At 62.7% G+C, this 26,880-nt stretch carries 27 protein-coding genes; 5 read left to right on the top strand and 22 right to left on the bottom strand.

Going from position 1 to position 26,880, the window contains the following annotated elements; translation table 11 throughout:
- Positions 1 to 37 precede the first annotated feature (37 nt).
- Complete coding sequence (locus AC1DE3_RS07485; RefSeq protein WP_441512316.1) at positions 38 to 1,555, top strand: sensor histidine kinase; 1,518 nt, start codon at positions 38 to 40, stop codon at positions 1,553 to 1,555.
- A gap of 105 nt (positions 1,556 to 1,660) precedes the next feature.
- Entirely contained in the window at positions 1,661 to 2,779 is a 1,119-nt protein-coding gene (locus tag AC1DE3_RS07480) for a D-alanine--D-alanine ligase family protein (RefSeq protein ID WP_441512315.1), read from the top strand.
- Positions 2,780 to 2,886: 107 nt separating this feature from the next.
- On the opposite strand, the gene cobT is transcribed toward AC1DE3_RS07480, so the two are convergent.
- Entirely contained in the window at positions 2,887 to 3,906 is a 1,020-nt protein-coding gene (cobT, locus tag AC1DE3_RS07475; protein WP_441512314.1) for a nicotinate-nucleotide--dimethylbenzimidazole phosphoribosyltransferase, read from the bottom strand.
- 114 nt (positions 3,907 to 4,020) lie between these two features.
- On the opposite strand from cobT, the gene AC1DE3_RS07470 reads away from it, so the two are divergent.
- Both AC1DE3_RS07470 and AC1DE3_RS07465 read left to right on the top strand, forming a co-directional pair.
- The gene (locus tag AC1DE3_RS07470) at positions 4,021 to 4,863 is read left to right on the top strand and encodes an adenosylcobinamide-GDP ribazoletransferase (protein WP_441512557.1); all 843 of its coding nucleotides are present in this window, start codon (positions 4,021 to 4,023) and stop codon (positions 4,861 to 4,863) included.
- Positions 4,864 to 5,000: 137 nt separating this feature from the next.
- Positions 5,001 to 5,249 (top strand): hypothetical protein, encoded by a 249-nt coding sequence (locus tag AC1DE3_RS07465; protein WP_441512313.1) that lies wholly within the window; start codon positions 5,001 to 5,003, stop codon positions 5,247 to 5,249.
- A 90-nt stretch (positions 5,250 to 5,339) separates the two neighbouring features.
- On the opposite strand, the gene AC1DE3_RS07460 is transcribed toward AC1DE3_RS07465, so the two are convergent.
- From AC1DE3_RS07460 to AC1DE3_RS07375, 18 genes are all read right to left on the bottom strand, one after another.
- The gene (locus AC1DE3_RS07460; RefSeq protein ID WP_441512312.1) at positions 5,340 to 5,861 is read right to left on the bottom strand and encodes a GNAT family N-acetyltransferase; all 522 of its coding nucleotides are present in this window, start codon (positions 5,859 to 5,861) and stop codon (positions 5,340 to 5,342) included.
- A gap of 16 nt (positions 5,862 to 5,877) precedes the next feature.
- A complete protein-coding gene (locus AC1DE3_RS07455; protein ID WP_441512311.1) occupies positions 5,878 to 6,711 on the bottom strand; it encodes a sulfite exporter TauE/SafE family protein in 834 nt (277 codons plus the stop codon).
- 285 nt (positions 6,712 to 6,996) lie between these two features.
- Positions 6,997 to 7,713 carry a DUF1428 domain-containing protein gene (locus AC1DE3_RS07450; protein ID WP_441512310.1) on the bottom strand — a complete coding sequence of 239 codons (717 nt, stop codon included), beginning with the start codon at positions 7,711 to 7,713 and terminating at the stop codon, positions 6,997 to 6,999.
- Between the two features lie 93 nt (positions 7,714 to 7,806).
- Positions 7,807 to 8,559 (bottom strand): DUF899 domain-containing protein, encoded by a 753-nt coding sequence (locus AC1DE3_RS07445; RefSeq protein WP_441512309.1) that lies wholly within the window; start codon positions 8,557 to 8,559, stop codon positions 7,807 to 7,809.
- 84 nt (positions 8,560 to 8,643) lie between these two features.
- Positions 8,644 to 9,078: an SRPBCC family protein gene (locus AC1DE3_RS07440; protein WP_441512308.1), complete on the bottom strand. Its 435-nt coding sequence runs from the start codon at positions 9,076 to 9,078 to the stop codon at positions 8,644 to 8,646.
- A 12-nt stretch (positions 9,079 to 9,090) separates the two neighbouring features.
- Complete coding sequence (locus tag AC1DE3_RS07435) at positions 9,091 to 9,435, bottom strand: ArsR/SmtB family transcription factor (RefSeq protein ID WP_441512307.1); 345 nt, start codon at positions 9,433 to 9,435, stop codon at positions 9,091 to 9,093.
- 138 nt (positions 9,436 to 9,573) lie between these two features.
- Positions 9,574 to 9,858, bottom strand: coding sequence for a hypothetical protein (locus tag AC1DE3_RS07430; protein ID WP_441512306.1), 285 nt, complete (start codon positions 9,856 to 9,858; stop codon positions 9,574 to 9,576).
- Between the two features lie 28 nt (positions 9,859 to 9,886).
- A complete protein-coding gene (locus tag AC1DE3_RS07425) occupies positions 9,887 to 11,062 on the bottom strand; it encodes an acyltransferase family protein (protein ID WP_441512305.1) in 1,176 nt (391 codons plus the stop codon).
- 43 nt (positions 11,063 to 11,105) lie between these two features.
- Positions 11,106 to 12,227 carry an acyltransferase family protein gene (locus AC1DE3_RS07420; RefSeq protein ID WP_476779839.1) on the bottom strand — a complete coding sequence of 374 codons (1,122 nt, stop codon included), beginning with the start codon at positions 12,225 to 12,227 and terminating at the stop codon, positions 11,106 to 11,108.
- Between the two features lie 159 nt (positions 12,228 to 12,386).
- Positions 12,387 to 13,544 (bottom strand): polysaccharide biosynthesis protein, encoded by a 1,158-nt coding sequence (locus AC1DE3_RS07415; RefSeq protein ID WP_476779838.1) that lies wholly within the window; start codon positions 13,542 to 13,544, stop codon positions 12,387 to 12,389.
- Between the two features lie 205 nt (positions 13,545 to 13,749).
- A complete protein-coding gene (locus tag AC1DE3_RS07410; RefSeq protein ID WP_441512302.1) occupies positions 13,750 to 15,054 on the bottom strand; it encodes an O-antigen ligase family protein in 1,305 nt (434 codons plus the stop codon).
- A gap of 97 nt (positions 15,055 to 15,151) precedes the next feature.
- Positions 15,152 to 15,910 (bottom strand): hypothetical protein, encoded by a 759-nt coding sequence (locus AC1DE3_RS07405; protein ID WP_476779836.1) that lies wholly within the window; start codon positions 15,908 to 15,910, stop codon positions 15,152 to 15,154.
- 306 nt (positions 15,911 to 16,216) lie between these two features.
- On the bottom strand, positions 16,217 to 17,611 hold the full coding sequence (locus AC1DE3_RS07400) for a GumC family protein (RefSeq protein WP_441512300.1): 1,395 nt from the start codon (positions 17,609 to 17,611) through the stop codon (positions 16,217 to 16,219).
- 232 nt (positions 17,612 to 17,843) lie between these two features.
- A complete protein-coding gene (locus AC1DE3_RS07395) occupies positions 17,844 to 18,905 on the bottom strand; it encodes a glycosyltransferase family 2 protein (protein ID WP_441512299.1) in 1,062 nt (353 codons plus the stop codon).
- Positions 18,906 to 18,984: 79 nt separating this feature from the next.
- Entirely contained in the window at positions 18,985 to 20,121 is a 1,137-nt protein-coding gene (locus AC1DE3_RS07390; RefSeq protein ID WP_441512298.1) for a glycosyltransferase, read from the bottom strand.
- An 80-nt stretch (positions 20,122 to 20,201) separates the two neighbouring features.
- Positions 20,202 to 21,320, bottom strand: a complete 1,119-nt coding sequence (locus AC1DE3_RS07385) for a glycosyltransferase family 4 protein (RefSeq protein ID WP_441512297.1) — start codon at positions 21,318 to 21,320, stop codon at positions 20,202 to 20,204.
- 63 nt (positions 21,321 to 21,383) lie between these two features.
- Positions 21,384 to 22,217: a WecB/TagA/CpsF family glycosyltransferase gene (locus AC1DE3_RS07380; protein WP_441512296.1), complete on the bottom strand. Its 834-nt coding sequence runs from the start codon at positions 22,215 to 22,217 to the stop codon at positions 21,384 to 21,386.
- Between the two features lie 97 nt (positions 22,218 to 22,314).
- Positions 22,315 to 22,995 carry a sugar transferase gene (locus AC1DE3_RS07375; RefSeq protein WP_441512295.1) on the bottom strand — a complete coding sequence of 227 codons (681 nt, stop codon included), beginning with the start codon at positions 22,993 to 22,995 and terminating at the stop codon, positions 22,315 to 22,317.
- A 446-nt stretch (positions 22,996 to 23,441) separates the two neighbouring features.
- Between AC1DE3_RS07375 and AC1DE3_RS07370 the strand changes: the two genes are divergently transcribed.
- The gene (locus AC1DE3_RS07370; protein ID WP_441512294.1) at positions 23,442 to 24,557 is read left to right on the top strand and encodes an acyltransferase family protein; all 1,116 of its coding nucleotides are present in this window, start codon (positions 23,442 to 23,444) and stop codon (positions 24,555 to 24,557) included.
- A gap of 160 nt (positions 24,558 to 24,717) precedes the next feature.
- Here AC1DE3_RS07370 and AC1DE3_RS07365 read toward each other — a convergent pair whose 3' ends face one another.
- The 3 genes from AC1DE3_RS07365 to AC1DE3_RS07355 all read right to left on the bottom strand — a co-directional run bounded on the left by AC1DE3_RS07365 (position 24,718) and on the right by AC1DE3_RS07355 (position 26,861).
- Entirely contained in the window at positions 24,718 to 25,476 is a 759-nt protein-coding gene (locus AC1DE3_RS07365) for an iron ABC transporter ATP-binding protein (protein ID WP_441512293.1), read from the bottom strand.
- The gene (locus AC1DE3_RS07360; RefSeq protein WP_441512292.1) at positions 25,473 to 26,009 is read right to left on the bottom strand and encodes an iron chelate uptake ABC transporter family permease subunit; all 537 of its coding nucleotides are present in this window, start codon (positions 26,007 to 26,009) and stop codon (positions 25,473 to 25,475) included. The genes AC1DE3_RS07365 and AC1DE3_RS07360 overlap by 4 nt, the downstream gene beginning before the upstream one ends.
- 171 nt (positions 26,010 to 26,180) lie before the next feature.
- The gene (locus AC1DE3_RS07355) at positions 26,181 to 26,861 is read right to left on the bottom strand and encodes a Fe2+-dependent dioxygenase (RefSeq protein ID WP_441512291.1); all 681 of its coding nucleotides are present in this window, start codon (positions 26,859 to 26,861) and stop codon (positions 26,181 to 26,183) included.
- Positions 26,862 to 26,880: the final 19 nt, after the last annotated feature.

The raw sequence follows: 26,880 nt of genomic DNA, 5'->3' as shown, positions 1-26,880 counted from the left end.
ATCCCGCGCGGCGGCACGAGGATACATCTTTCCGACCATGGCGGAAGTGACGGCCGAACAGGTGCAGCGCGGGCGCGGGCCCGATCCTTCCGTCGTGGCGCGCCGCAAGCACGTTTCACGGGAAGTGAAATCCGTGCGCGAGCGCCTGACGTCCTCGACCGGGCTCGAGCGCGCCTTCGATTCCGAATTGCTGCGCGTCTTCGCGCAATACCGCCTGACCGGCTCCGCCGGCACGCTGGTGCTGGTGATCGGCATCGCCGCAGCCGCCTGTCTGTGGCTGCCGACCATGTATGTCGCGCTGTGGAGCGCCGCGGTCCTCGCCAGCACGCTCATCATCGTCGCCCTGTCGCGCCGCTATCTGCGCAAGCCCGCCGATACGGTCCGGCTGAAACGTTGGCGCCGGCTCTTCACCCTGGCAGAGGGCATTCACGGCTTCTCCTGGGCGCTTCTCCTGCTGCTGTTCGCGCCTGTCGAGGCTCCCGGCGCGAAGGTCTTCGTCACCACGGCGCTGCTCATCGTCAGCGCGCTCACGGTCATGCTCTCCGCCACGATTCCGATCGCGGTCTATGCCGGGCTGACGCCGATCATCGCCGGCATCATGGCGTTCTTCTGGGAACGGCGCGACATGGACAGCGTGACGATGGCGCTGATGGCGGCCTCGGCACAACTCTTCTTCATCTTCCTGGCCAACCGGCTCTATGCCAGCTCGGTCGACTCGATCGGCTTCCGGGCCGAGAAGGACGCGCTGATCGCCGAACTCGAAACCGCGAATGCGAATTCCGACGAGGCCCGGCGCAAGGCGGAGGAAGCCAATCTCGCCAAGTCGCGCTTCCTCGCCACGATGAGCCACGAGCTGCGCACGCCGCTCAACGCCATCCTCGGCTTCTCCGAGGTGATGAAGAGCGAGATCTTCGGCGCGCACGCCAATGCCGCCTACAAGGAATATTCGGCCGATATCCACGGCTCGGGCCAGCACCTGCTGAACCTGATCAACGAAATCCTCGACCTGTCGCGCATCGAAGCCGGCAAATACGAGCTGAACGAGGAGGCGCTGTCGCTCGTCGACATCGTAGAGGACTGCCGGCACATGCTGGCAATGCGCGCCAAGGCCAAGGGCCAGAGCATCCGCACGCTTGCAGAGCCGCAGCTGCCGCGGGTCTGGGCCGATGAGCGCGCCATCCGCCAGGTCGTCCTCAACGTGCTCTCGAACGCGATCAAATTCACGCCTCAGGGCGGCGAGATCACGATCAAGGTCGGCTGGACGGCGACGGGCGGGCAATATGTCTCGGTCGCCGATACCGGGCCCGGCATCCCCGAGAACGAGATCCCGATCGTGATGCAGAGCTTCGGGCGCGGCTCGCTCGCCATCAAAACCGCCGAGCAGGGCTCGGGGCTGGGCCTGCCGATCGTCAAGGGACTGATCGATCTCCACGGCGGCAGCTTCAACCTGAAATCGAAGCCGCGCGCCGGGACGGAAGTGACCATCACCCTGCCGGCCGAGCGCGTGATGGACACGCTCGCCGCCTTGCCCGAGCCGAAGTCGCGGGCGGCATGAACTGCAAATCCGCGGCGGCAACGCCCGAATCTCGCCCCATCGATCGGCAACATCCATAGACGCCTCGCTCGGGGCGCCCACACTCTCCTCTCGGACCCTCGCATCATGAACCGGAAAACGCGCGTCGCCGTGCTCTATGGCGGAAAGTCGGGCGAACACGAGGTCTCGCTGAAATCGGCGGCCTCCGTCCTGCGCTATCTCGACCGGGACCGGTTCGAGCCCGTGCCGATCAGCATCGACAAGCAGGGCCGTTGGCAATGCCACGATCTGCGGCGCATCGAAGCCACGAACAGCGACAGCCTGCCGATCCCGGCGGATTCTCCGGCTATCCGGCTGGAAGCGCGGGGCACGCAGACCGCAATTCTGCCCGCCGACAACACCGCGCCTGCCATCGCGCCGGTCGATGTGGTGTTCCCGGTAATCCACGGCCCGCTCTGCGAGGACGGCGCGATGCAGGGCCTGCTGGAGCTTTCGGGCGCGGCTTATGTCGGTTCGGGCGTGCTGGCCTCCGCGGTGGGCATGCACAAGGACATCGCCAAGCGCCTCGCCGCGCTCGCCGGGCTGCCGGTCGCGCCATATCTTGCCCTGTCGCGCCGCGACTATCGCCGCGACCCCGAGGGCTCGGCGAGTGCGGCGCGCGAGGCACTGACGCTCCCGATCTTCGTCAAGCCCTGCAATATGGGCTCCAGCGTCGGCGTCCATAAGGTCAAGCGCTGGGAGGATCTTGACGCGGCGCTCGCCGATGCCTTCCTGTACGACACCAAGGTGCTGATCGAGCAGGGCATCGATGCCCGCGAGATCGAGGTCGCAGTGCTCGACGGCGATCCGCCGGTGGCGAGCGTCGCGAGCGAGCTCAACGCCGGCCCGCAGCACGAATTCTACTCCTACGAGGCCAAGTATATCGACCAGGACGGCGCAACCGTCGACCTGCCGGCGAAGCTCGATCCGTACCAGATGGCACGCGTGCGCCAGCTCGCCATCGACGCCTTCGTCGCACTGGAATGCAGTGGGCTGGCGCGGGTCGACTTCTTCCTCGACCGCCAGAGCGGCGCCTTCTACTTCAACGAGATCAACACGCTGCCGGGCTTCACCGCGATCAGCATGTATCCGAAGATGATGGAGGCTTCCGGCCTGCCCTACCCCGCGCTAATCACCCGCCTGATCGAACTGGCGCAGGAGCGACACGCCGAGCGGGCGGGGCTGAAGACGGATTATACGGAGTGAGCGGAACGTCATTCTCGGGCGGAGCGAAGCGCAGACCCGAGAATCTCAGAACAAGAGAAGACTGGTTTCCGAGATGCTCGGGTCAAGCCCGAGCATGACTGCTCATCTCAATCCTTCCGCGCGACCTGTGCCTGCTCGAAGGTCGCCATGCCCGAATGGACCGCCGCCGCCGCCTTGACGAGGCCTGCGGCGAGCGCCGCGCCCGTGCCCTCACCCAGCCGCATGTCGAGCGCGAGCAGCGGCACCTTGCCGAGACGAGCGAGCACATCGGCATGGGCGCCCTCAGCCGAGAGATGGCCGGCGATGCAGTGGTCGATCGCGGAGGGCTCGATGGCATGCAGGATCGCCGCGGCAGCCGTCACGACGTATCCATCGAGGATCACCGGGATGCGCTGCGAGCGCGCGGCGATGATCGCGCCGCAGATCGCCGCGACCTCGCGCCCGCCGAGGCGACGCAGCACTTCGAGCGGGTCCTTGAGATGGGCGCGATGCAGGGCCAGCCCCTTCTCCACCGCCGCGACCTTGCGCTTGAAGCCGGCTTCATCGACGCCGGTGCCGTGCCCGCACCAATGCGCGGCGTCGCCGCCATAGAGGGCGGCGTAGATCGCCGCGGCCGAGGTGGTGTTGCCGATGCCCATCTCGCCGAGGCAGAGCAGATCGGTGCCGCCGACAAGCGCTTCCATGCCGAAGGCCATGGTGGCGACGCAGGCGCGCTCGTCGAGTGCATCGGTCTGGGTGAAGTCTCCCGTCGGCAGGTCCAGCGCGAGATCGAAGACCTTGAAGCCGAGATCATAGGCCGCGCAGATCTGGTTGATCGCAGCGCCGCCCGCCGCGAAATTCTCCAGCATCTGGCGCGTCACCGTCTGCGGGTAGGCCGAGACGCCCTGAGCCACGACGCCGTGATTGCCTGCGAAGACGCAGACCAGCGGCCGGTCGACGCGCGGCGGCGCCTTGCCCTGCCAGGCCGCGAGCCATTCCGCGATCTCCTCCATGCGGCCGAGGCTGCCGGCCGGCTTGGTGAGATTGGCGTCGCGGGCGCGTACCGCGTTCGCCGCCGCCATGTCGGGGCCGGGCATCGCGGCGATGAGTTCGCGGATATCGTCGAAGGGCAATCCGGAGGCGGCCATGGGCAAATCCATTACGCAAGGAACCGCATCAGCGCATCGGCATGGCGGCAGGATTGAAGCTGCTGCTATAGGGTCGGGAGCGTGAAGACAATCGAGCAGAACAACGCGGCAGGCATGGCTGAAGCCGAGACGACGACGGAGACGCCCCCGCCGGACTGGCCGGGCTGGACGATCGCGACGGCGATCTGCCTGCGCTTCTGGTCGCGCCTGCCCGTCCCGCCATTGCCCGGCGAGGCCGGCAGCCACGGCATCCCCGACTTCCGCAGCGTGCCACGCGCTCTGCCCTTCGCGGCCCTCGTCATCGCGCTGCCGGCGTCGCTCATCACACTCGGCGCCGGGCTGGCGGGCCTGAGTGGTTTCGTCGTGGCTGCGCTCTCGCTGACCGTGCTGGCGCTGACCACCGGCGCCTTTCACGAGGACGGGCTGGCGGACACCGCCGACGGGCTGTTCGGCGGACACACGCCGGAACGCCGGCTCGAGATCATGAAGGACAGCCGCATCGGCTCCTATGGCGCGCTGGCGCTTGGCCTGTCTCTGCTGCTGCGGGCGAGCCTCATCGCCTTGATCCTCGACCGCTCCGGCGCCTGGGCGGCGGCAGCGGCGGTGCTCGTCGCGGCCCCCTGGTCCCGCGCCGAAGGGCTTTTCCTGCTCGCGACGCAGCCGGCGGCGCGCAGCAGCGGCGCCGCCGCGGCTGTCGGCCAGCCGTCGATCGTCACGGCGCGGATCGCGCTCGCCCTGAGCCTCTTCCTCGCGACCGGGATCGCGCTGTTGGCGCAACTCCCGGTGGCCGGGCTGCTGCTCGGTTTCGCGCTGGCGCATGGTGCCGCAGCCGTGCTGTCGCGGCTGGCGCAACGCCTGATCGGCGGGCAGACCGGCGACATCCTCGGCGCGGCGCAGCAGCTCGCCGAGATCGCGATCTATCTCGGGCTTGCGCTCATGCTGCATCCGAGCGCCTGACCAGCCGCCGCGCCCCCACGCGGACCGCCGCCAAACGTCATGGCGGGAGGCTCGAATGCGCAACGGGACTTGACGGCAACGATTTGTGAGCGCTCGCTCTGCTTGCCTCCCGTCTGCTTACGTTAGGTGACAATGCCATGCGCAAAGCTCTTCTTGGATTCCCGGCCGGACTGTTCGCCGTTGCCGCCGCCTATGCGGTGTCGAGCCTCGTTCTTCCGTCCACGGCCTCCGCCGTGGTCTGTGCCAAGGGCGTCTACCGGGCTGGATGCGCCGGGCCGAACGGCGCTGTCGTCGCACGGCGCGGCTATGTCGCTCCGCGCTCGCACGGCGCCGTGTGCCGACGCTACGGGGTCGTCGGCGGCGTACGCCGCTGCGTCGCCTGGTAGCAGCGGCGTCAATCTTGATCTGAAAGGCATCCGCCCTCCTTGCGACAGGGGCGGAACTTCAGACCGACCAGCCTGTCGCGGGAACAGAACTCAGCTCTTTGATGGCGGATGCATTGCACCGCCCGGAGTAGTCCCGGCTTGCCGCCGGTCCAAGGCGGCAAGAGCCTCTCCGCTCAAACGAAAGAAGAGCTTCTTCGGCTGTGCGGTCGCACCGAGGCTTTCATAGAAGCGCAGCAGGTCCGGGTCGTCGGCATCGGCAGTCCAGTCGATGCGGCGGTGGCCGCGTTCGAGCGCGAGGTCGGCCAGCGCCTCCATCAGCGCGCGCCCCAGGCCGCCACCGCGCGCCGCATCGGCAACGTAGATCTCCTTCAGGAAGAAGCCGGATTTCAGCCCCGGACCCGGATAGAGATTACAGGCAGAGGCGAAGCCGAGCACCGCCTCGCCTTTCACCGCGACGAGGATGTCGACGCCGGCCGGTAGTTGCGCGAGACCGACAAGGATCTCATCGGCCGGCGGACACGGCACCGCGTAGTGGCCCTGCATCTCGACCATCAGCGCGGCCAGCGCCGGATGATCGGCGGGCTGGAGCAGCCGGATCGCGGTTTCGCTCATCGGCCGCCCCACCTGCTCAGTGCAGCAGCGACCAGATGAAGCGGCTGGCGACGAAGAGCAGGAACAGACCGAATGCGACCTCCAGCCGCCGCTTCGAGAGCCGGTGCGCCATGCGCGCGCCGATCGGCGCGGTCCAGATCGAGGTCGGGATGAACAGGATCATGCCGATCAGCGAGACATAGCCGAGCGAGAGCGGCGGCAGGATGTCCATCTTCGGCCAGCCGGCATAGATGAAGCCAAGTGCGCCGGGGATCGAGATCAGCACGCCGAGGCCGGAGGAGGTCGCGACGGCCTGATGGATCGGGCGGCCATAGAAGGTCATGAACAGGCTGGAGAGCTGGCCACCGCCGATGCCCATCAGCGCCGAGAGCACGCCGATGACGCCGCCATAGGCGACCATCAGCGGCTTGCCCGGCATCTCCTCGCCGAACTTCCAGCGATCGGCAGCGAAGAGCAGGCGGATGGCCGAAATCAGTGCCACGACGACGAAAATGATCTTGAAGAGATCGGCCGGCGCGTAGCGGGCGATATAGCTGCCGACGATGACGCCGACCACGACCGGAACGGCCCAGATCTTCAGAATCGAGAGATCGACGAGTCCCTTGGCGCGATGGGCGTTGAAGGAGCGGATCGAGGTCGGGATGATGACGGCCAGCGAAGTGCCCACCGCAAGCGGCATGCGCACCTCGTCGGCCACGCCGATGACGCGGAAGACCTCATACAGCACGGGCACGATGACCGCGCCGCCGCCGACGCCAAAGACGCCGGCAAGAAGCCCCGTGGCCGCGCCGGCGAGCACGAGGGAGACGGCGAGGAAGGCGAGATCGCCGAGAGGAATGCCAGCAAACATGAAAACTCGATCCGGTTGGGCAGCCCGATCTCTCGGCCATTTGCGCGGCCGGGACAAGATGCCACCCCGCATGACGGCTGCGAGAAATCATAGCGCCAAGCCGAACCTCTCCTTGACGCGGTGCGTAGGGATCGACCGTGCCGGCGTTTCTGCTGAGCGTCCCCCTGTTTCGCGGAGGAGACCGAGCGACCGGCAATGTCGGCCGCCGGCCTGACGGCTCACCCCTGCCACAAAACCCTCATTCCAGGGCGAGCCCGGAACGAGGGAGGCTTTCATCCGCCGCGATCACACATCCAGCAGCGGCGCGAAGCCGCCATAGACGACGCGCTTGCCGTCGAAAGGCATCTTGAGCTCCCCCATGCGCGGATCCGCCATCATCTTGCCCCAGGCAGCGGCGCGCGCCTCCTTGGACGGCCACTCGACCCAGCTGAAGACCACCGTCTCGCCGGCTTCAGCCTTCACCGCTCCCTTGAAATCGGTGACCTTGCCATCCGGCACATCGTCACCCCAGGCGTCGACGACGCGGCGGGCGCCGAACTCCTTGAACAGCGCCGCGTGCCCGGCGGCGAAGCTGCGATAGTCGGCCTTGCGATCATTGGGCACGGCAACCAGGACGCCATCGAGGTAGCCCATCGCACCGCCCTCGCCTTCATCGATCAGCGAGGCGAAGCCGCCATAGATCATGCGCTTGCCGTCGAAGGACATCTCCTGGCCCATCATCTCCTTCATGCGCGGATCGCTCATGATCTTCTCATTCGCGGCGTCACGTGTGGCCCGGTCGGGGTATTCGAACCAGGAGAAGACCACGACCTCGTCGGGCGTCGCCTTCACGGCGCCCTTGAAATCGGTGACCTTGCCGTCCGGGACATCGTCGCCCCAGGCCTCGACATGGCGCCTGACGCCGAATTCCTTGAACAGCGGCGCCGCGGCGGCGGCTTGCTTGCGATATGCATCCTTGTTCGCGGCCGGGACCGCGACGACGAAACCATCGACATAAGCCATAGCGTTCTCCTCACTTGCGGCTGCCCGTGCGGCCGCGTCTCAAAACTTTGATATCGACCGACGCTTCCTGCTGTTCGATGCGGAAAAGCGCGCTCAAGCGCAGCAGGAGCCGGTTGCCAGCAGAGGCTGGAAGTTCGCTGCGCCCTTCGGCTCGTCCTCGTAGCGATCGTGGTGACGCATCCAGTCCATGATCCCGTCCTCGTTGCGGCCCTTCGGCATCATGTCGAGGAAGTTGTAGGCACCGATCAGCAGGTCGCCGCCGCGCGCATAGGTCGAGTAGGTGTGGAAGATCTCGCCGGCCGCATTGCGGTAGAAGACACTGAAACCCGGCATCTCGCCGCCTTCGCCTTCATGCGTCTCATAGTTGTATTCGTAGCGGCCGGCCGCCTTCTCCGCCGGGCTCGGCGAGACGTGAAAGTCGTGGTTGAAGTCGCTGCCGGCTGAGGACACCCAGGGGAAATCCCAGCCCATGCGGCGCCGGAACGGCTGGAACTCGGCATAAGGCGCTCGCGAGACCACCACTAGGCTGACGTCGTGGTGTTTCAGATGCTGGTTCGCGCCGTCGAAATGATCGGCGAGCAAGGAGCAGCCCGGGCAGCCTTCCTTGGCGCCCGGCCCGAACATGAAGTGATAGATGAGCAGTTGGCTCTTGCCGTCGAACAGATCGGCCAGCGACAGCCGCCCGTTCGGACCGGCGAAGACATAGTCCTTGTCGATTCTGACCCAGGGCAGCGCGCGCCGCTCGGCCGAGAGCGCGTCGCGTTGGCGGGTGAACTCCTTTTCATGGGCGAGATGGGCCTTGCGGGCCGCAAGCCATTCTTCACGGGATACGATCCTGTGTTCCATCGTCTCCGCTCCCTGTGTTTCCGCCGGCCCACGCCGGCAGCTCTTCCACGCGCTTGCCCGGCGGGGCAGCGCCGCGCTCCTTTTTCAGGCGAAGTAGGCCTCGAGCTTTTCCATGGTTCCGGTCCAGCCATGGGTGTGGCCGCGCACGGCCGCACCGTCGAACAGCTTCTCGTGCAAAAGCGTCAGGATCGTGCCCTCACCATCCGGCTTCAATGTGACGGTGACGCGAGAAACGCGCTCCGGCGTCGTCACCCAGGACCAGCTGAAGACGAGACGCTCGTTCTCGACGACTTCTAGATAGCGCCCGGACACCTCGTGGCGCTGGCCCGTATTCTCGATCATCACGACGCGATAGGCCCCGTCGACGCGCGGATCGATTTCGGCCTCCTGCGCAACGACGTTCTCGGGCCCGAACCAGCGCACGAGCAGCTCCGGATCGGTCCAGGCCGTGTAGACCTCGGCCGGCGACGCGTTGAGGCGGCGCTTCATCGTGAGGCTCGGTGTCACCTGTTGATGCATGTGCCCATCCCTTCAGCCTTCGCCCTTGCGCCGCGCCTCGAGCAGCGCCTCGAGCGCATCGAGCCTTTGGGTCCAGAAGCGCTGATAATGCGCCAGCCAACCCATCGCTTCCTCCATCGGCTCGGCGTTGAGACGACAGGACACGGTGCGCCCCGTCTTCGTCCGCGTGACCAACCCTGCATCCGACAACACTTCGAGATGCTTCATGATCGCCGGCAGCGAGACCGGGAACGGCTTCGCCAGCTCGCTGACGGAAAGCCCGTCTTCCCGCTCCAGCCGCGCCAGCAAGGCCCGCCGCGTCGGATCCGCCAGCGCGGAAAACGTCCTGTCGAGCTGAGCGGCCTGAAACTTAACCATTGAGTTAAGTTTAAAAGCAACCCGTCGACGCCGTCAAGCCCTGCTCGTTCGATGGAAACGGAATGCGCTGTACGGAAAGCTTGTCGGCTGGAGCGGGTGGTTTGTCGAAGCCGCCCGTAGCGGACTTCAACCGCCTTTTCAGATCAGACCAGCCGGCCTCGTCGATCGCCTCGACGCCGGGCTTGGACGCGTCCTTGAGCTTGGGACCAGCACCGGATCCAGCGCGAGCCGATCGGTATTCCACGAGACCACACCCGCGACCTTCGCGCCGAGCGGTTCGGCCATCGCCCTGGCCTCGTCGCGGATCATCCACTCCAGCGGGCCGGTGAAGACCAAGATCTTGCCGGCGACGGAGCTTGCCAAGGGGGCCGCTTCCAGTGGCTGCCGCGAGTCGACGTCAATCGCATGCGAGAGGTTGGTCACATGCGGCCTTTCTCGCGCCCTCCTGCAATCAGCCCTTCCCACTCAACGCCAACGGTTCTTTGATCTTTCCAGATGTGGCAAGCTCGGCGCCCATTGCGGCGTGCGCGCCCCGCTTGCCACTCAGATATCGTCCCAACGCGATCGAAGGCTGCTCGACAAGCCGATACATCATTTCGGCTGCGGGAAACACGATTGCCAGGAACAACAACGCTGTCATCGGCAAACCGATCCTGTCGGCTCCGAGGTGAATGGCCGCGAGCCAGAGAGGCATGTGGATCAGGTAGAGACTATACGAAACCCGGCCAAGCCACTGAGCTGGTGCCGAGAGAAGCAAACGCCAGCGATCGCCATAGGCGACGGTCGTCGCCACGATCCCGACCGCACCCACACCGATGACCCAATCCGACAGATAGCTATGCGTGCTGGGAGCCAGCAGGAGGATCACGGACAGCCCGACGACAACGTGACGGCGGGCCCCGCTGAGCTCCGCGAGCCGGCCGCGCCAGATGGCAAGCGTCTCCGCCATCACGATACCGATGATAAAAAAGATCAGATAGCGGGCGGTAACGATGACGTTTCCCAGCATCGTTGTGGACGATACGTAGATCTGCTGGCCCTCGCCAATCGCCGGCATGAGAAAGCTCGATCCAAGCAGGAGGAGTCCCCCGCCGATCAAAGAACCGACGCGCCAGCGTGTCGCGAGGAGTATCAGGACCGGAAAAATCAGCGCCACGCGAATTTCGACGATGAGACTCCAGATCGGGCTATTGAGACTGATGTCATCAGCTCTGCCGGTGCCGATCAAATGCAGCAGAACGAGCGGCAAGGACAGATCGACATTCCAATTCTCATGCAGCCAAGCGCTGGCCGTCGTCCCGCCGCGATTGCCTGTGAGCCAGAACAGCAAGGCCGCCAATAGAACCGCTACCGCAAACGGCGGATAGAGCCGGGCGAGCCGCTTCACGATGAAATCCTTGAAGACCAGCGACCGGCCGCCAGTGAACGGCAGAGCGACAACGAAGCCGCTCATGACGAAGAATACCAAAACTGCTGCGTGCCCCGCGATGAAAATGCGCAGGGGTGAGTACTTGATAATATTCACCCACTCCGCGCCACTCCCCGTCGGAAACGACAGGTAGATATGCTGGATGACGACGACGGCGGCCATGAGTCCGCGCAACGCATCTATCTGATGTATACGCATTATGGCCGATCTTTCTCCAGGCACCTGTGGTGAACACGAGAGCTCATCGAGTCTTTATGGCCCTGACTTGATCACTGCATTTTCCGGAAATTTGCCTCTCGAGGAACGCCCGGACGACGTGCGTCTTGCGCTCCGTGAAGAGGCTGAAAGCGAAGGCATAGAGGACAAGCGCGACCGTCAGCCCCACGCCCCAACTCACACCCTCCCAGCCGCTGGGCTGCAGGCTCAAACGCGGGTCGGCACGGCCGTTTGCCAGCGCCAGGATGAAGTGCAGTGCGGGAGCATGAAGAACATACAAGCTGAATGAAAATGATGCCAAAAGCGCATTGATGGGTGCAATCTTCAGCAGCACTGGAGAGTTGCTGAACCGCGCGGCAAGAAGGGCGTTCGCAAAAGCCAGACCGAGAACGATCTTCGCGCCTCCCCCCAGCAGCGTGGCCAGAGCCGGAAAACTGAAGCAGGCGGCCACTGCGGCAGCCCAAGCCAAGATCGGGGACGCAAAAATAAGCCTGGGCATGAATCGGACAACCGCCCCAAGCACCCAAATGAAGAAATAATTTATGACTGAAGGATTATTTTTGAACACTATTACAAAATATAATGCAATTATAAATGTGATCCTCAGATCTAAACGCCCCCTCCAGAAAGCGATAAATATGAATGGAAAGGTTAAGTAATAAAACATTTCATATGCGATGCTCCACAACGGGATATTGCTTCCAATCGTCGGCGCAAGAATGGTCTGCAGATTCAAGACATTCAGAATAACCGTAAGAGCGCTATAGCTGGCGACTGTTTCGCCCCCCGCATTGAGGCTAATGCCGAATTGTCCCACCCTGATCAGATCGAGCGTGAAACCCAACGCGAGCGCCGGCAGATACACGGCGTAGATCCGCGATATCCTATTGACCAGATAGTGCCTGCCCTCGAAGCGACCCGAGACGATATCCGAGACCGCACTCCCGCCGACCAGGAACCCGCTCGTGATGAAGAACCAGGTAACCGCTTGGTCGCCACAATTGGTCACGAGATAAACAATCGAAACCAGCGCTGACCGCAGGCTTTCCGATGTGTCGGCGGCCGGAACGAGAACGTTCTCCCGGACGTGGTAGATAAGAACAAGCAGAGCTGCGGCCCAGCGCGTCAGGTCGAGCGCCGAGGCCATGGACGGGCTGATTTCCTTGCTCGACACCGCATGTTCGATGCGACGTCTTGCGGTCCGGGCGATTGACGCTGGCCCTAGCAAGTCAGGCTCCTTCCGCCATGCCACGGCCGTTCACCGGGAACGCGCGAACGATTGAATTGCTCGGCGACGATACGGAGTTCAGCCATCCGACTGCTCCCGCCAACCGCGCCGGCCACGCCAGAGCGCGAGCGCGAAGGCGATTTCGCCCAACAGGATCCCGACGACGGACCAGAGCGGACCGCCGGTGAAGAGCAGGGTTGGAACAGCGATCATCGAGACCGCGGCGGAGACAATACTCGCATGGGCCAGGAGTCGGAACTTGCCCGCCGATTGCAGCAAAGCGCTGTCGGGCGCGCGCAGCATCCTGACACCGACGATAAGCATCCAGAGGGCGACACCCTGCGAGAGATAGCTCAGATCGTACTCGCGCGGGAAAACGAGCCAGGGCGCATAAAACAGCAGCAAGACCGCCGCCATTACCACCAACAACCATGCCGCCACGAGAATATAGCGGAAGAAGGTCACTGCGCGCTCCGCCTCCTCGCTCTGCCTCTCGTTGATGAAGCGCGCGATACGCGGCCGCTCGAACTCCGTCAGAGCATTCATGACCACGGTCAGCGGGCGCGTCAGCAGAGCGCTGGCGGCGATGGCGGCAAACGCGCCCGCGCCGCTCACGAGGGTCACGACATAGGCATGCGCGTTGCCGGTCGCCTCCGTCGTGACGACGCCCAGAAGCGACCAGCCGGAATGCTCCCGCCAGATCCCACTGTAGCGAGACAATTCGGCTCGTGCAGGCCAGCAAAACTGCTGCCGAAGGTAGTCGCGGCCCAACGGGAGCATGCCCAGCGAGCCGCTCAGCAAAAGCGCGAGATAACCAGAGACCGAGTCCGCACGGCCGGCAACCCAAATCGCAAGCATGGCAATGGCGAGCGCCGCACCAGAGACGATATCGGAAGCTGTTGCCCGTAACGGGCGACAAACTGCATAGGAATAGGCGCGACCGAACCAGCGCAGCATCGTCGCCGCTGAGAAGCTGGCGAAAACCGCAGCCTCCAACATGCTTGAGCCGATGGCCAAGGCAATGCCGCCAATCGTTGCGAAAGTGGCTGCGGTGAAGACCAGGTTCATCGCGAACAGGCTCCGCGCCATATTCCGCCGCTGCGCCTCCTCGCCTCGCAGAATCAGCACGGCGATCGGCGCGCAGAACAAGGCGTTCGACAGCCCCATGGCGAGCTGGCTCACAACGAGGAGAAAGGAGAACGTCCCGAAATCGGCCGGCGTCAGCAGGCGAAGCATCTGCAGCGAAAGCAGAAACTGCGTTGCTGCGAGAGCGATCGGCCCGAAGGCGGCGATGCCATAGCGCGAAAGCTGACCCAGCGAGCGCGAAACCCCACCAGCCGCGATGCCGGATCTCCTGAAGCCGTTCACCACACGCGACTCGGTCATGGCCTCGAAACCTCTGGACCATGCGGAGTGGCGCAATCCCGCATCGCCGGCGCCGTCATCGCTCGCCCACCGGCTGTGCAAGGCCGCTGCTTTTCGCGTGGACGCTGACAATCACGATCACCAGCATCAATTGCAGGAACTGGTCGCGGTCCATGATCGTCGTCTCCGTGGCGTTGTGTCCCAGGATGAACACCATCAACGCGAAGAGCAGACAGCCTGATCGGGATCGGAACACCGGATTGCCCAGAAGCGTGACGAATGGCCCTAAGATCAGGGCATAGACGGCCAGGATGATGCCAGGGATGCCGATTTGAGCGGCGAGATCGAGATAGCCGCTGTGGCCGCTGGCCAATGCGGTCAGCCAGCTGCCAGGCTGCGCGTATTCGAAGATCGGGCTGTTCGGGCCGATATTCCAGAACGAGCCATATCCAGACCCCAACAGCCAGTTCTCACCGATATAGCTGAGCAGCGGGCGCCATATCTGTGAACGGCCGGTCAACGTGTCCTGGCGATCGAGAGGCGCGATGATCTGCTCCCAATGCCACATGCCGTAGGCCGTCAGAGCGAGCACTACGAGGCAAGCGGCGATCAGCACGACCCCGCGGTCGCGCTGGCTGTAGAGGGAGAAGAGATACCCCGCAGCCAGGGCGATGACCGTCAGGCCAAATGAGGTTTTCGAATTCGTGAACCAGAGGAAGATGAACGAAAGCAAAATTATAGACAGACGATAGGCGCCACCGGTTCGCGAGAACGAAAACAGCAGTATGGTGATCGCGCAAATCATTCCCGTATAATTTTTCTCAGGAAATATTCCGCGCCAGTCCCCAACCAGAGCTATGGCCCGAAAACTGTCGGCCTGGTGAACGCCGATCGACGGAAGGGCGAATACGGCCGAGAAGTTCAGGAGGCAAACCGCGCCAAGGATCAGGCGAAGTTGCGCGAATGCCCGGTGCGCGCCCAGATGCACCAGACCGAGCGACAGCGTCACGACCACGATCGTCGTCAGCACCAGCCTGCGCACAGCGACATCGGGCTCGATCGCCCAGGACAGGCTCAGCCAGCAATAGCCCAGCACGAGCAGCAGACCGGGCGGAACTGCCTGGAGCTGCCGAAGATCGCGGTGCATCCCGACACCGAAGGCGGTCGCACCGAAGATCGCCATATAGACGAGCTGACGCCACAGCGTGCCCTGCCCCGTCAGGCCGGGGTTCGAAGCCGAAACGGCCAGATCGCTCATATCAGTCGCGATTGGCGCCGTGATCACCATGATGAGAAGAAGGAAGAACGAGATGTCGACGAGTTTGAGACGAGACATCGTGTCCGCCTCGCCCCCCCGCCTGCCGTCCGAGATGTGCGGCATCGCACCAGTCCTAAATCCGGCGCGACCGCGATCTAACAGGTCCATTGAAGTACCAGCCTCTCGTCTCGCCCCAAAAGCAGCGGCACTCGTCGGCGCCCTATTCGTAAGTGATCGATAGGGCATTGATTTTCATCGAGCCCGAGCCCCGCGTGACTTCAACTCCGGTGCCAAGCCCGTTGAACCACTCCTCGCCGGTTATCACGCCCTGCGCGCGCAGCCACAGGAGCATGGCCCGGATATCGACCGATGAAATCCGGACATCCGTCGAGGGCAGCAGGAGGATGTCCGGCACCTGACGGGTGCGATCAATGCTGACCTGCCAGTTGCGACCGGTCTCATCGCGGTATGCCCCGATGGGCGTCGAGGAGCGAACATAGAGTTTCGCGAGATCAGCGGCATGAAAGAAGACCTGCACTTCGAATAGCTGCTGATCATGACGGCCGGCTTCCCGGGTCAGCCATATATTAGTCATGACATTGTACTGATCGAGATTCCCGGCCAGAGCGAAATCGTGATTGTGCTTGAGGACAGCGATGTCTCGCACCTTGCGAGCGCTAATCGGGACAGGAGGCTTGGTGTTATAATAGTTTCCGAAATTGATCGCCAAGAAATTGAACACTCCGGACGCAGGAGGCGTACTCGGCCACGCCCACTCAATCGAAGTCTCTGCCGGAAAGCGATCCGGAAGGATCTTCATCGCGTTCGTATAGTCCTTCCCTTGGATCAGAGCTCCGGCGCCCCAAGGTTCCAGCCACGCCAGCCAGGGTCCCTTCGCGAAAGCCTGACGATCATGCAGTTCAACCACATGCGGTGGGCTCTGCTGGGCCGCTGCCTCGCCGACGGCGAAGCTCGACATCAGAAGTATGGGTGCTGCCCGACACCAGAATTTTTTCAATCGCATCGTCACTCCCTTACGGCACCATGAGACGCTGAACCGACAAACCGAGAGCCTGCCCGAGCCGCAGCTGGTCGAGCGAGCCGAACGACACACCTCCCCGAGACAGACGCCCGAACGCCGCGCGCCTCACCGCGGCCGTGCCCAGGTGCGGCGGCTTGAGTTGAAGATTCCACCCGCTGCAAGCGACCTGACGCAAGATTTGCGCCTGGCATGAGCCTTCGCGACAGGAAACCCTGAAGCCACTCACCCCAGAACCAGCAAGGGTCACATCATCTCGCGCACCCTCGCATCAATCTTCGTCTGCAGGCGCGTGGAGCCCAATATGATCGCCGGCAGCTCGACACCGACCGGCTCCGGCTTGCGGCTCTCGAGCAGGAGCGACAAACCCACGCCAAGGATCAGCCCCGCGGCCGCTCCCAGAATCAAGAACTGGATGCCGTTTGGAAACGTCGCCCGCAGGGGAATTGTCGCCGCCTGCACGACCCGCAGATTCGTCAGCTTGGCAGCTCGCAGATCCGCGTTGATCTGTTCTTCGACGGCGCGCTTAGCGTAGGTTTCAGCATTTAGCGTGGCCAGCGACAGCTCGCGCTTGAGCCGCTCGAATTCAGCCTCCTTGGCGGAGAGCGTGCGCAGCTCGGCATTGAGGCTGCCCATCTCAGTCTGCTGCTGAGCGGAAAGTCCCTCCAGTCCGGCAATCTCTGAATTGACTTTGAACAGCGCAACCATCGCCTCCTGATAGACCTTCACCATCAAGAGCGGCGGATCGTTCGAGGTCGCGTCGCGCCGGGCGCCCGGCCGTGTGGGCGCACTCGCGTCCGAGCCGAGGCTCTCGACGAGGTTGGAGACGAAAGGCGATTGCGTGACAGGCTTGAGAAGCCGAAGCTGTTCCGTCAGCCCCGAGCGTTGTCCCTGCTTCTCCGCGACCGCGATCCGCGTGGCGCTTAAGGAGGCGGAGAGTTCGCTGGCCCGACGCAGCAGCAGACTGCGCTGATCCTGGACCGAGTAGATGGCCTCCCTCCGGGCGAAATCTTCCAGCGCGGCCGAACGGCGTTCGACTTCGGCGTCGAACCGGCCACGCTGACTGCGGAAGAAGTCGGCCGCGCCTGGCTTTTCCGCCAGGTTGAGCTGGCGCGCGATAAAGGAGTCGGTGATCGCATTCGCGAAATCAGCCGCGAGTGCAGGATTGCTGTGTTTGAACGAAATGCGAATAATCTCCGAGTTCGGCTCGGTCCTTACCGTGACGTTCCGGGCCAGCTTCGCTGCGGCCACGTCGACATCGGGAATATTGATCGGAGCCGGCTCCGACTTTCCGTGAACGACAGCCCTTAGCGAGCCGCCAAGACCGTCGAGGATCGATGGTCTTGCGGTGCCGAACCTGTCCAGCCCGACCCGCGTGATCGCATCGCTGATCACTTCCTGGCTTTCCGCGACGCGCGCCTGAGAGCTGACCATCTCGATGGGCCGATTGCCGCTCTCCGGGCCCCCTCCCTGGCTGACGAGCACGGTGCTCGTAGCCTCGAAGACCGGCGTGATCAGCAGATAGAGCGCCACGAATGCGCCTAAACCGACGATCACCGACGTGATCATGATGAGCTTGTGCGACCAGACAGCACGGAGCAGCGCCGCAAACGAGGGGTCCTGGGACCTGAATTGAGCCATTAAAACCCACTCCGCGTTAGAAGTTCCGACACGCGCTCACCAGCAAAGGTCATGCCTGAAGGTAACTTCCAAAAGAAATTGCCCCTGCCGCAAAGGGAACTGCGCCGCATTACCGAAAAATTCCGACACCTCGGTGACGGGGCATGCACCGATTCACGGTGGTGCGGATTGCATGCGTTCAGTCGCGCGCGCGCTCGCCCGCTCCACGAAGCCATTTTCTGCTCCGTTGCGTTCATCCGAGCGAATCCGCCGATCTGCAGGAAGCGGCCGCCGACAGCGCCCAGGCAGCGGGTGGCGGCGCCTTCACGACGACCGCCGAAATCGGCGCGAGGGGCGGTTTGCGTTTGCTTGCCAGCCCGGCCAACAGCCCGAATGCCGTCAGATTCCACGCGACAAACGAGTAAGCTGCTCCCGCGAGCGTGCCGCGGCGAAACCAGAGAAATGCGATGGGTGCGACCAGCGCCATGACAGCGACGATCAGCCAGCCAGCCCGGAACGAACCCGCAATCAAAGCTGCCGCAATGAGCAACCACCAGATCATGATCAAGGCTCCGTTGCGGATCTGACTCAGCCGGGAAACAACCCGGCCGAGATGAGCTCGTCCGAGTGCGCCGCGCAGGACCTCGCCCGCCGCATTTGTGTGTTTCGACCGGATCCTTTTGCGCAGCAGGGCGTAGCTCGCGATGGTATGGCCGAAGTGGCGGACGGCGGGCATGTCAAGCCGTGTGAGCTCCCAGCCACGGCTCGCAAGCCGCGCCGCCAGTTCGAACTCCTCGAAGGCATGCAGATTGCGATCGGCGAAGTAGCCGACCTCGCGAACAGCTGAGCTTCGATAGAGCCCGCCGCAATCCAGCCGGTCGATGCGCGCCGGGTAGAAGGCGCTGTCGGATTGCAGGGCCTGGCGCCGTACGCGGAACTCGTGGTTTGCGGCGTTGACCTCCTCGATCCGCCCGCCCACGCCGGCAATCCGCGGATTGCGCTCCATGAAAGGGATTGCCGCCTCGAGGAACGCCGAATGCAGCTCCATATCGCCATCGAGGATGTAAAAAAATTCACCCTGCGCGTGCTGAAAGGCCAACTGTGCGCCGGCTCCGCAGGACCGGTCGGAGAGGTCGGAGAATTGCACGATTTTTACCGGATAGCGTGCCGCGATTTGCAGCGTGTCATCGGTCGACCCACTATCGGCGAGTATGACCTCACCCCCGAAACGCTCGGCGGCCGCAAGCGCACTCTGCAGCGCTCGCTCGATATGCCGCTCCTCGTTGAGCGCCTTGATGCCTATCGTCAGCTTCATCGAGCGCGTCCCGGGTTCTCCAGCTTTGACGCAGAATTCATCACAACTATACGCCACGATTCTCCGCTCCAACGATTAATCAGGAAAGTAATCGCTGATATTCGAATATTACGCGGTCGAACGACGCAGTTTTTCCCAGCCGCGCCGCGCGCTCGCTCATCTCCTCGTAGAACGGATCATCGTGGAGGAGCCGCCTGATGGCGGCGGCAAGGCCCGCGGCATCGTCCAGCCCCAGAAGAACGCCGCATGCGATCCCCCGATCATCGGTGATGCCTTCGACCTGGACCGGAATATCGGAGACGACGAGGGGAATGCCGAGTTTGGCAGCCTCGATCAACGCCAGGCTGTGCCCTTCAAAGCGGCTCATCTGGACGAAGACATCAGCCGAGGCCAGCGCAGCCAAGGCCTGCTCACGCGCCATGAAGCCATGCAGAGTCACGCGATCGGCGACGCCGCTGGCGTCAATGAAAGCGCGAAGCTGGCCTTCCTCCGGGCCTCCCCCCACGATGCTAATCCGAACGCCCGGCAGTTGCTGTGCCGCGCGGATCAGCACCTCGTAATTCTTCTGCTCCGAGAGGCGTCCTAACGCGACGACATGATCGCGTGGGCCCACGCCCCGCCGCGCGTCGCGGCGCACCTTGAGTGCAGCAAGACAACGCTCGATGCGCGGCGGCAGCGCATTGTGGATGACCCTCTGTTTCGTCGACAGCAAGCTGCCGGCTTTTGCGTAGGAATGCGCGACGGCGGTCGACACGCTGACGGCGGCGGCAACATTGGGCAGCAACCGGACGTAACGGTCGAGCAGCCCCACGGCACCGCTCAAGGTGTCGGCAGGGGTATGATGCGTCGATACGACCCGGATTTTCAGATCCGCGACGCACGCCGCAAGCGGAACGACCAGATTCGCCCCCGGCATGGCGGTGATCACCCAGTCCGGGCGCGTCTCGCGAAAATAGCGAACGAGGTGAAAGAAAAACGCCGTCAGTTGGCCAAACGTCCGGGGCTTGCCTGCGCAGATATGGGTCCATGCGACTGCGCCGGTCGTGGCACTCGCGGCTTCGGGCAGCGGCCAGAACGCGGCGAGCCCACTGTCGTGACCATTTCTGGCGAGCGCACCCGCGAGATCAGCCCAGAGCTCGCCGACGCCGCCCGCCGCCGAATGATTGACCATGAAGCAGACACGCCGCCTTGAGGCTTGTTGAAGGTTCAGCGTCACCAGTCGCCTCTCTCGCCAATCAGCCCTTGTCGCCCACGCACGCAGATCGCTCTGCTTCCGCGTTCCACAGCGCCCCGAGGTCATGCTGCACGCGCGGGCCGCGGCCCGCTCTCGCTGCCTCGCGGTCCCTGCCAAATATGCATCATCCTGGCGATCATCGCGTCATGGCTGAGCTCGCGCCGAAAGGTGCGGTAAGCATTCTCCGCAAGCAATTGCCGCAGAGCCTCATCGGATTCGAGCCGCGCGACAGCATTGGCCAGCGCCGCATGATCTCCGACGGGGACGAACAGACAGTCAAACCCGTCCTTGAGCGTTTCTGGGATCGCCCCCACCGGCGTGGTCACCACTGGCAGATGCGCGGCGAATGCCTCGATGATCGACATCGGGAAGCCCTCTTGATGCGAGGGCACGATCATGATGTCGGCTGCGTCGATAACGCTCCACATCCGCGTTCTGTCGATCCAACCGAGGAAGTCGCAGCAGTCTTCCACGCCAAGTTCGCGGGCCATCTGCTCGAAATGGGCGATCATTCCTCCGCCAGCGAGGGTCAGCCGCACATTGAGGCCGGCCTTCCGTAGCTCCGCAAGCGCAAGCAGAGCCTCCCGGACGCCCTTTCGCGGCGTCAGGTTCGCGAGCAGTACCAGTTGGAGCGGCTGCCCCGGCTCGCGCCGAATGTTGCGCGGCTTTCGCCCAGCAAGCCTGATAGCATTCTGAACGAGCGCGATCTTGTCGTCAGCGATATTAAGTTTGTCCCTGAGAACGCTTTTCCAGACATTGCCGAGAACGACGTTGACGCTTGCCGCCTGACAGACCTTTCGGGCGATCCGCTTCCACAGCGGCGAAGCCGTCTCGATGAAATCAGGAAACTCGGCACCGTGATGATGCAGGATGACACGCGTTCCGAACGCCCTGGCCAGCAGCACAAACATGCCTTCGCGCAGCACGCTCAGCCTTTGCGTCAATTGGACATGTACAACGCTTCGCCGATTGACCATCAGCAATGCGGTGAATGCTGCGGCAGCTGCAGGTGTCTCGTAGAGCGACTTCAGGACGGTCCCCTCGCTGCGCGTGTTGAGAACATGCGTGCGCTTGCCGGCCGCGATCAGCCCCGCTTCCATTTCACGCGTCATCGTGCCGAGCCCCCCGCCTTGGAGACGCCCGCCCGGCGACACGAAGATCACCTGTTGAAACTCTGCCACGCCACGGGCTCCCACACGTAAACAAAGCATCTTCGATAAGCTGAAGGACCGCGCGCCCCCAGCTCAGGCGCGGGTTTTGGTCAGCAAATGAAATGCCGCGATCGGGTTCGTCGAAAGATAGCGCGGCCCCAGGCGACGCGGCTCCTGCCGCATTCGATGGAGCCATTCGAGGCCGGCCCCCTGCATCCAGATCGGCGCCCGTGGAACATTGCCTGCGACATGATCGAACAGACCACCGCAGGTTCTGATCCAGGCCAGCCCGGCCAGCTTGGCCTGCCAGCGGGTCGCAAGACGCTCTTGGGCAGGGCTACCCAGACCGAGCCAGAGGATATCTGTGCCTGCATCCGTGATGGACCGACGGATCGCTTCCTCATCCCCTTCGCCAAAGTATCCCTGACAACAGCCGACGACCCGCAGTTGCGGGTATTGGCGCGTAAGCCGCTCTGCCGCCTGCTCCGCGACCCCGGGCTTTCCGCCTAGGAAAAAGAAGCGGATGCCGTTTTTGGCTGCCAGTGCAGCGCAGTCATGGATCAGGTCCGTCGTCGCAACACGCTCGGGCAGCGGGCGATTTGTCAGCCACCGCGATGCGATCACGAGGGGGGCGCCATCGGCATCGACGATGTCCGCCTGCGTGACGAGCTGCCGGAACTCCCCGTCACCGTGATAGCGCGCGATGACCGATCCATTTGACGCGATAACGACTCTGGGATGCGCCAACGAACCGGCTCGCGCCGCGCCGCAATCGCGAAGCATCAACTCAGCGAGCTCCTTGCGCGTGACGCGTGCTGTCGGAATCCCGCCGACGACCATCGTGTCGAGCGGCTTGGCACCCCTGGTCGCTCCCAAGTGGATCGGAATGCGATCGCTTGCCGGCTTCAACCATTTTTTTCTCTGCATTCCCTCACCTCGAGAAGTCAGAACCCAATGTCGATCGGAGAATCGAATAGATTCTCTTGAATTCAATGATATTAAATCGAGTGATTGATCTGATTCCTTAGTAAGCATCAGATTTTTGACTTATCTCCATGGAGATCGTCGTCAGAATTATACGTATATCCAGCCAGATAGACCTGTTTTCGACGTACCATATATCGAGATTTACGCGCCGCTCCATGCTCTCGACGGTTGGAGTCGGGCCACGAGAGCCATTGACTTGAGCCCAACCTGTAAGCCCCGGCTTGACAGAAAAGCGCCGCGAATAGGCAGCAATCCGCTGCCCGTAGTAGTCATCATGCGCTAGCGCGTGAGGGCGCGGCCCGACGAACGCCATCTCGCCACGCATGACGTTCAATAATTGCGGCAATTCGTCGAGGCTCGACCTACGAAGGAAGCGCCCAACTGCAGTAACGCGATGGTCGACGCGCTCTGCTTGGCGCACGACCGGGCCGTTTTCCTGCACATACATGGAGCGAAATTTGTAGATCTGGAACTTGCGACCGTTGAGGCCGGTTCGCAATTGCCGGAATAACACAGGCCCTTTGCTGTTAGCCCGGATCGCAACGGCGATCATGAAGAAGAGCGGCGTGAGAACCAGAAGCGCCATCACTGCTGACAGCGAACTCACAGCGCCGCGCAAATCTGACGACAGTCTCCAGTTGAATCGATTGACCCTGGGATTGACGGCGAGAGCGGGACCAGCGCCTGCCCTAACGTCGCCCGGTCCTGTACCGTCCATGCGACCCTCAATTCATTAATAATCTATTAATTATACGTTTCTCGCAGTGCAGCATTGATGTCAAGCCGCAGAATTGTGCATAATAAAATAATAATGCTCAATTCGGTGTCATATAATTGTTATCATTAAGCGCTATACCGCAACGTAATTTTCGCATGGCTATTTCATGTGCCCGCAATTTAGCCAACGACATATTTCACTTAATTATCGATCGACGCATATTCTGGTTTATTATTGTAATGTCTTTGATCCATGTTGGACATAAGTTCATATTGCGCGAGTCCATAAGTATCGTACACTGGTTATATTTCACGATTAGCTGCTATTAAATCCCATGATCCAACGTCAGATTTAGCCTAAATATCAGGCAATCTGCATTTTGTACTTGAATAACGTGAAACTCGCGGCAAACTGACGTGCCGAGAAACCGACAGAGCCGCCGAATAATGTTGCAATCACCGCGCGGACTGCCTCACAGCGATTATACGCGGCGGATTGATGGATTTGACGGACTTCGAGCAATCGCGGCACTGATGGTTGTGGCCAACCACAAGACGGCAATTGCGCATGAATTTAATATATACAGTGGATCTTACGGAGTAACTCTGTTCTTTATTTTGAGCGGATTCCTGATCGTAAATATACTTAGAAATTATAAATATAACATCGACATGGGAGTCGGAATTTACAACGACTATATCTATAATTTTTATCTGAACAGGTTACTCAGAATCTGGCCACCATACTTCTTGACGATTGCATTGGCGTTCACGATGGGCGTGATCGGGATATGGAATCCGCTGACGCCATCCGAGCTGGCGGGCTCCCTGACGTTCACGATGAATGTCTTCCAGGCCTACTACTGGGCTGACTATCCCGAGCATATTGGCGCGCTTTGGAGCATCGCAATCGAAGAGCAGTTCTATCTCTGGGCAGCACCGGTTTTCCTCCTGAGCCCGAGACGTTATTTTCCCGCCATCTGCATGATTGTCATCGTCATCGCAGGCCTATCTGTCCCGCTGAACTGGCTGCTTGGCCTCCCCAGTCGAGCCATCTATGTCGGTTCCGCAGTCAATTTCGGTTTCATGGCTCTCGGCGGGCTCTGCAGCATCGCCATCAGACCATCCCCCATCTACGCAAGGGCCGCGCCGTTTGCCCTGATAGCCTTCCTTCTTCTGCCCATTGCAGCTTCCCATTACCCGACCAATGGTCTGCCGGCGTTGCTATTGAGAGCGTCGACCGCGCCGATCGTCGCTGTGCTGCTGCTCGGAATAGTCAGTGATCAAAAGAGCCTTTTGGTTCGGGCCCTCAGCCTCAAGCCGTTGGTCTATGTCGGACAGATCAGCTACGGCCTCTACCTCTATCACGGCCTCGTGGATCTCAGGCCGCTACCCATTGAGCCTCTTTGGCTTGGCCTCGTTGAAACCCCGATTGCATTCGCCGCCGCGTCGCTATCGTGGCGCTACATGGAACGCCCATTGATTGGGCTGAAAGGGCGCCTCCGGCGGGAACCGACGGCCAGCGCGCCCGCGTCATCGCGTATAAAGGGCGAGAGGAGCTGAAGCGGGGGCGTCAGCCTGTCTATGCAGCTCTTCGTCTTCGCGATTGCGGATGATCGTGATCGATCGAGGTTGGAGCGCCTTACCGCAAGATAGAGCCATGAGAAATGCGATGTGGAATCCCACATCGCGATCGCTCGGGTGCTTCGAGGGATAGACGTCATCAACGAAAATAAATCGCGATACGGTCGCCGGCGATCTCGTGGATCGCCATCTCGACATCGTAGATCGCGCCCATGACCTCTGCCGTTATGATCGCTTCCGGCGGCCCTTGATGCAGCACCCGGCCGTCGCGCATCGCGACAATCCGATCGGCGTAACAGGAGGCGAAATTAATGTCGTGCAGCACGACGACGACTGTCTTGCCGAGTTCGTCGGCCATGCGGCGCAGGAGGCGCATCATGCCGCGGGCATGTTTCATGTCGAGATTGTTGAGTGGCTCGTCGAGCAGCACGTAATCGGTGTCCTGGCACAGCACCATCGCGACGTGCGCGCGCTGGCGCTGGCCGCCAGAAAGCTCGTCGAGGAAGCGATCGGCCAGCGGTTCGAGTGCGAGGAAGGCGAGTGCGCGCTCGACATGGTACCTGTCCTCCTCGGTAAGCCTGCCCTTCGAATGCGGATAGCGGCCGAAGGCGACGAGGTCGCGCACGGTCAGCCGCGCGGCGATGTGGTTGTCCTGCCGCAGGATCGAGAGCCGCCGCGCCAGATGGTCGGAGGGCGTGCGCAGCACATCGAGCCCGTCGACCAGGATCTGCCCGCCGCTCATCGGGATCAGCCTGCCGATCATGGAAAGCAGCGTCGACTTGCCGGCGCCGTTGGGGCCGATCACCGCGGTGACGCCGGCCTTCGGCAGGGTAAGGCTGACGCCGTCGACGACGAGCGTCTCGTCATAGTGCTTGCTGGCGTTGCGGATCTCGATCACCGGACACTCCCCCGGACCAGCAGGATGATGAAGACGATGCCGCCGAGGAATTCGACGATAATCGCCAGCGCCGTGTCGAAGGCGAAGACGCGTTCGAGCATGAGCTGGCCGCCGACCAAGAAGAGGATGGCGAGCAGGATCGCCGCCGGCAGGATCAGGATGTGCCGGTGCGAACGGATCAGCGCATAGGCGAGGTTGGCGACGAGCAGCCCGAAGAAGGCAACCGGCCCGACCAGAGCCGTCGACACGCTGACAAGGAGTGCGATCACGAGCAGGAGCCGCGTGATCCGGCTGCGGTAGTTGATGCCGAGTGCGATGGCGCTGTCGCGCCCGAGCGCCAGCACGTCGAGCTCGTGACGGCTCCGCCAGGCGGGAATCGAGGCCAGCGCCGTCGCCAAGGCGGCGATGCCGAGCAGCGTCGGATCGACCGTGTTGAAGCTGGCGAAGAAGCGGTCCTGCAGCACGACGAAGTCGTTGGGGTCGATCATCCGCTGCATTACGGACGACAGGCTGCGGAACAGGATGCCGAGCACCGCCCGCCAACGCCGCCTTCCAACGCGCGACCGTGGCTGGAGGCTCATGGGTGACGAAGCGGATATCGAGCCGCGCCGACTCGCCGAGTCGGCTAAAGGCGGATCGGGGCCTCGCCTCGCCCAGGATCGCCCTGACGATGCGTCGCACGGCCAATCCGTCGCGCGGGGCGTTCAAATGTCGGCCCATTGCCGCAACAGGTTGTGATAGGTATTCGCCAGCGTCAGCACGGAGGGGTGATCGTCCGGCAGGTCCTGCCGCAGGCGGATGATCGCCAGATCGAGCTGGTGCAAGAGGCCCCGGTTGGCCTCGTCCTTGATCATCGACTGGGTCCAGAAGAAGGAGGCCCAGCGGCTGCCGCGAGTGATCTCGTTGACGCTGTGCAGGCAGGTGGTCGGATAGACGATGAGGTCGCCTGCCGGCAACTTCACCTCGCGCGTGCCGTAGGTGTCCTCGATCACCAATTCGCCGCCGTCATAGTCCTCAGGCGGAGTTAGAAACAACGTTGAGGAGATGTCGGCGCGCATCCGCGCCCCGCCCGCGGCGGAGCGCACCGCGGCATCCACATGGCTGCCGAAACGCATGCCGATATCGTAGCGGTTGAACATCGGTGGCAGCACTCGCAGCGGCATGGCCGCCGAAGTGAAGGTCGCATTGCGGCCCAGCCCATGCAGCACGATTTGGCCGAGCTCGCGCGCTTGCGGTGAATCCACGGGAAGTTGCAGGTTGTTCTTGACCTTGCGAGCCTGCTCGCCGGCCGTCACGGAACCGTCCGTCCAGGCCGAAGCCTCAAGGACGGAGCGGCAGTGTTGGACCTCCTCGGATGTCAACAGGCCGGGAATGTGTACGAGCATGTCGTGTTCTCGACAGAAA

This window comes from Allobosea sp. 10L417, assembly GCF_056395485.1.
Note: the sequence above shows the minus strand (reverse complement) of the source record. Positions and strands in the feature narration are given on the sequence as shown.

Excerpts from the sequence above, each read along its gene's own strand:
- AC1DE3_RS07485 (WP_441512316.1), top strand. The coding sequence starts at position 38 with ATGGCGGAAGTGACGGCCGAACAGGTGCAGCGCGGGCGCGGGCCCGAT.
- AC1DE3_RS07480 (WP_441512315.1), top strand. The coding sequence starts at position 1,661 with ATGAACCGGAAAACGCGCGTCGCCGTGCTCTATGGCGGAAAGTCGGGC.
- cobT (WP_441512314.1), bottom strand. The coding sequence starts at position 3,906 with ATGGCCGCCTCCGGATTGCCCTTCGACGATATCCGCGAACTCATCGCC.
- AC1DE3_RS07470 (WP_441512557.1), top strand. The coding sequence starts at position 4,021 with ATGGCTGAAGCCGAGACGACGACGGAGACGCCCCCGCCGGACTGGCCG.
- AC1DE3_RS07465 (WP_441512313.1), top strand. The coding sequence starts at position 5,001 with ATGCGCAAAGCTCTTCTTGGATTCCCGGCCGGACTGTTCGCCGTTGCC.
- AC1DE3_RS07460 (WP_441512312.1), bottom strand. The coding sequence starts at position 5,861 with ATGAGCGAAACCGCGATCCGGCTGCTCCAGCCCGCCGATCATCCGGCG.
- AC1DE3_RS07455 (WP_441512311.1), bottom strand. The coding sequence starts at position 6,711 with ATGTTTGCTGGCATTCCTCTCGGCGATCTCGCCTTCCTCGCCGTCTCC.
- AC1DE3_RS07450 (WP_441512310.1), bottom strand. The coding sequence starts at position 7,713 with ATGGCTTATGTCGATGGTTTCGTCGTCGCGGTCCCGGCCGCGAACAAG.
- AC1DE3_RS07445 (WP_441512309.1), bottom strand. The coding sequence starts at position 8,559 with ATGGAACACAGGATCGTATCCCGTGAAGAATGGCTTGCGGCCCGCAAG.
- AC1DE3_RS07440 (WP_441512308.1), bottom strand. The coding sequence starts at position 9,078 with ATGCATCAACAGGTGACACCGAGCCTCACGATGAAGCGCCGCCTCAAC.
- AC1DE3_RS07435 (WP_441512307.1), bottom strand. The coding sequence starts at position 9,435 with ATGGTTAAGTTTCAGGCCGCTCAGCTCGACAGGACGTTTTCCGCGCTG.
- AC1DE3_RS07425 (WP_441512305.1), bottom strand. The coding sequence starts at position 11,062 with ATGCGTATACATCAGATAGATGCGTTGCGCGGACTCATGGCCGCCGTC.
- AC1DE3_RS07420 (WP_476779839.1), bottom strand. The coding sequence starts at position 12,227 with ATGGCCTCGGCGCTCGACCTGACGCGCTGGGCCGCAGCTCTGCTTGTT.
- AC1DE3_RS07415 (WP_476779838.1), bottom strand. The coding sequence starts at position 13,544 with ATGCTTCGCCTGCTGACGCCGGCCGATTTCGGGACGTTCTCCTTTCTC.
- AC1DE3_RS07410 (WP_441512302.1), bottom strand. The coding sequence starts at position 15,054 with ATGCCGCACATCTCGGACGGCAGGCGGGGGGGCGAGGCGGACACGATG.
- AC1DE3_RS07405 (WP_476779836.1), bottom strand. The coding sequence starts at position 15,910 with ATGTCGAGCTTCGCCGTCGGCGAGGCAGCGGCCCAGCAGAGCCCACCG.
- AC1DE3_RS07400 (WP_441512300.1), bottom strand. The coding sequence starts at position 17,611 with ATGGCTCAATTCAGGTCCCAGGACCCCTCGTTTGCGGCGCTGCTCCGT.
- AC1DE3_RS07395 (WP_441512299.1), bottom strand. The coding sequence starts at position 18,905 with ATGAAGCTGACGATAGGCATCAAGGCGCTCAACGAGGAGCGGCATATC.
- AC1DE3_RS07380 (WP_441512296.1), bottom strand. The coding sequence starts at position 22,217 with ATGCAGAGAAAAAAATGGTTGAAGCCGGCAAGCGATCGCATTCCGATC.
- AC1DE3_RS07375 (WP_441512295.1), bottom strand. The coding sequence starts at position 22,995 with ATGGACGGTACAGGACCGGGCGACGTTAGGGCAGGCGCTGGTCCCGCT.
- AC1DE3_RS07370 (WP_441512294.1), top strand. The coding sequence starts at position 23,442 with ATGTTGCAATCACCGCGCGGACTGCCTCACAGCGATTATACGCGGCGG.
- AC1DE3_RS07355 (WP_441512291.1), bottom strand. The coding sequence starts at position 26,861 with ATGCTCGTACACATTCCCGGCCTGTTGACATCCGAGGAGGTCCAACAC.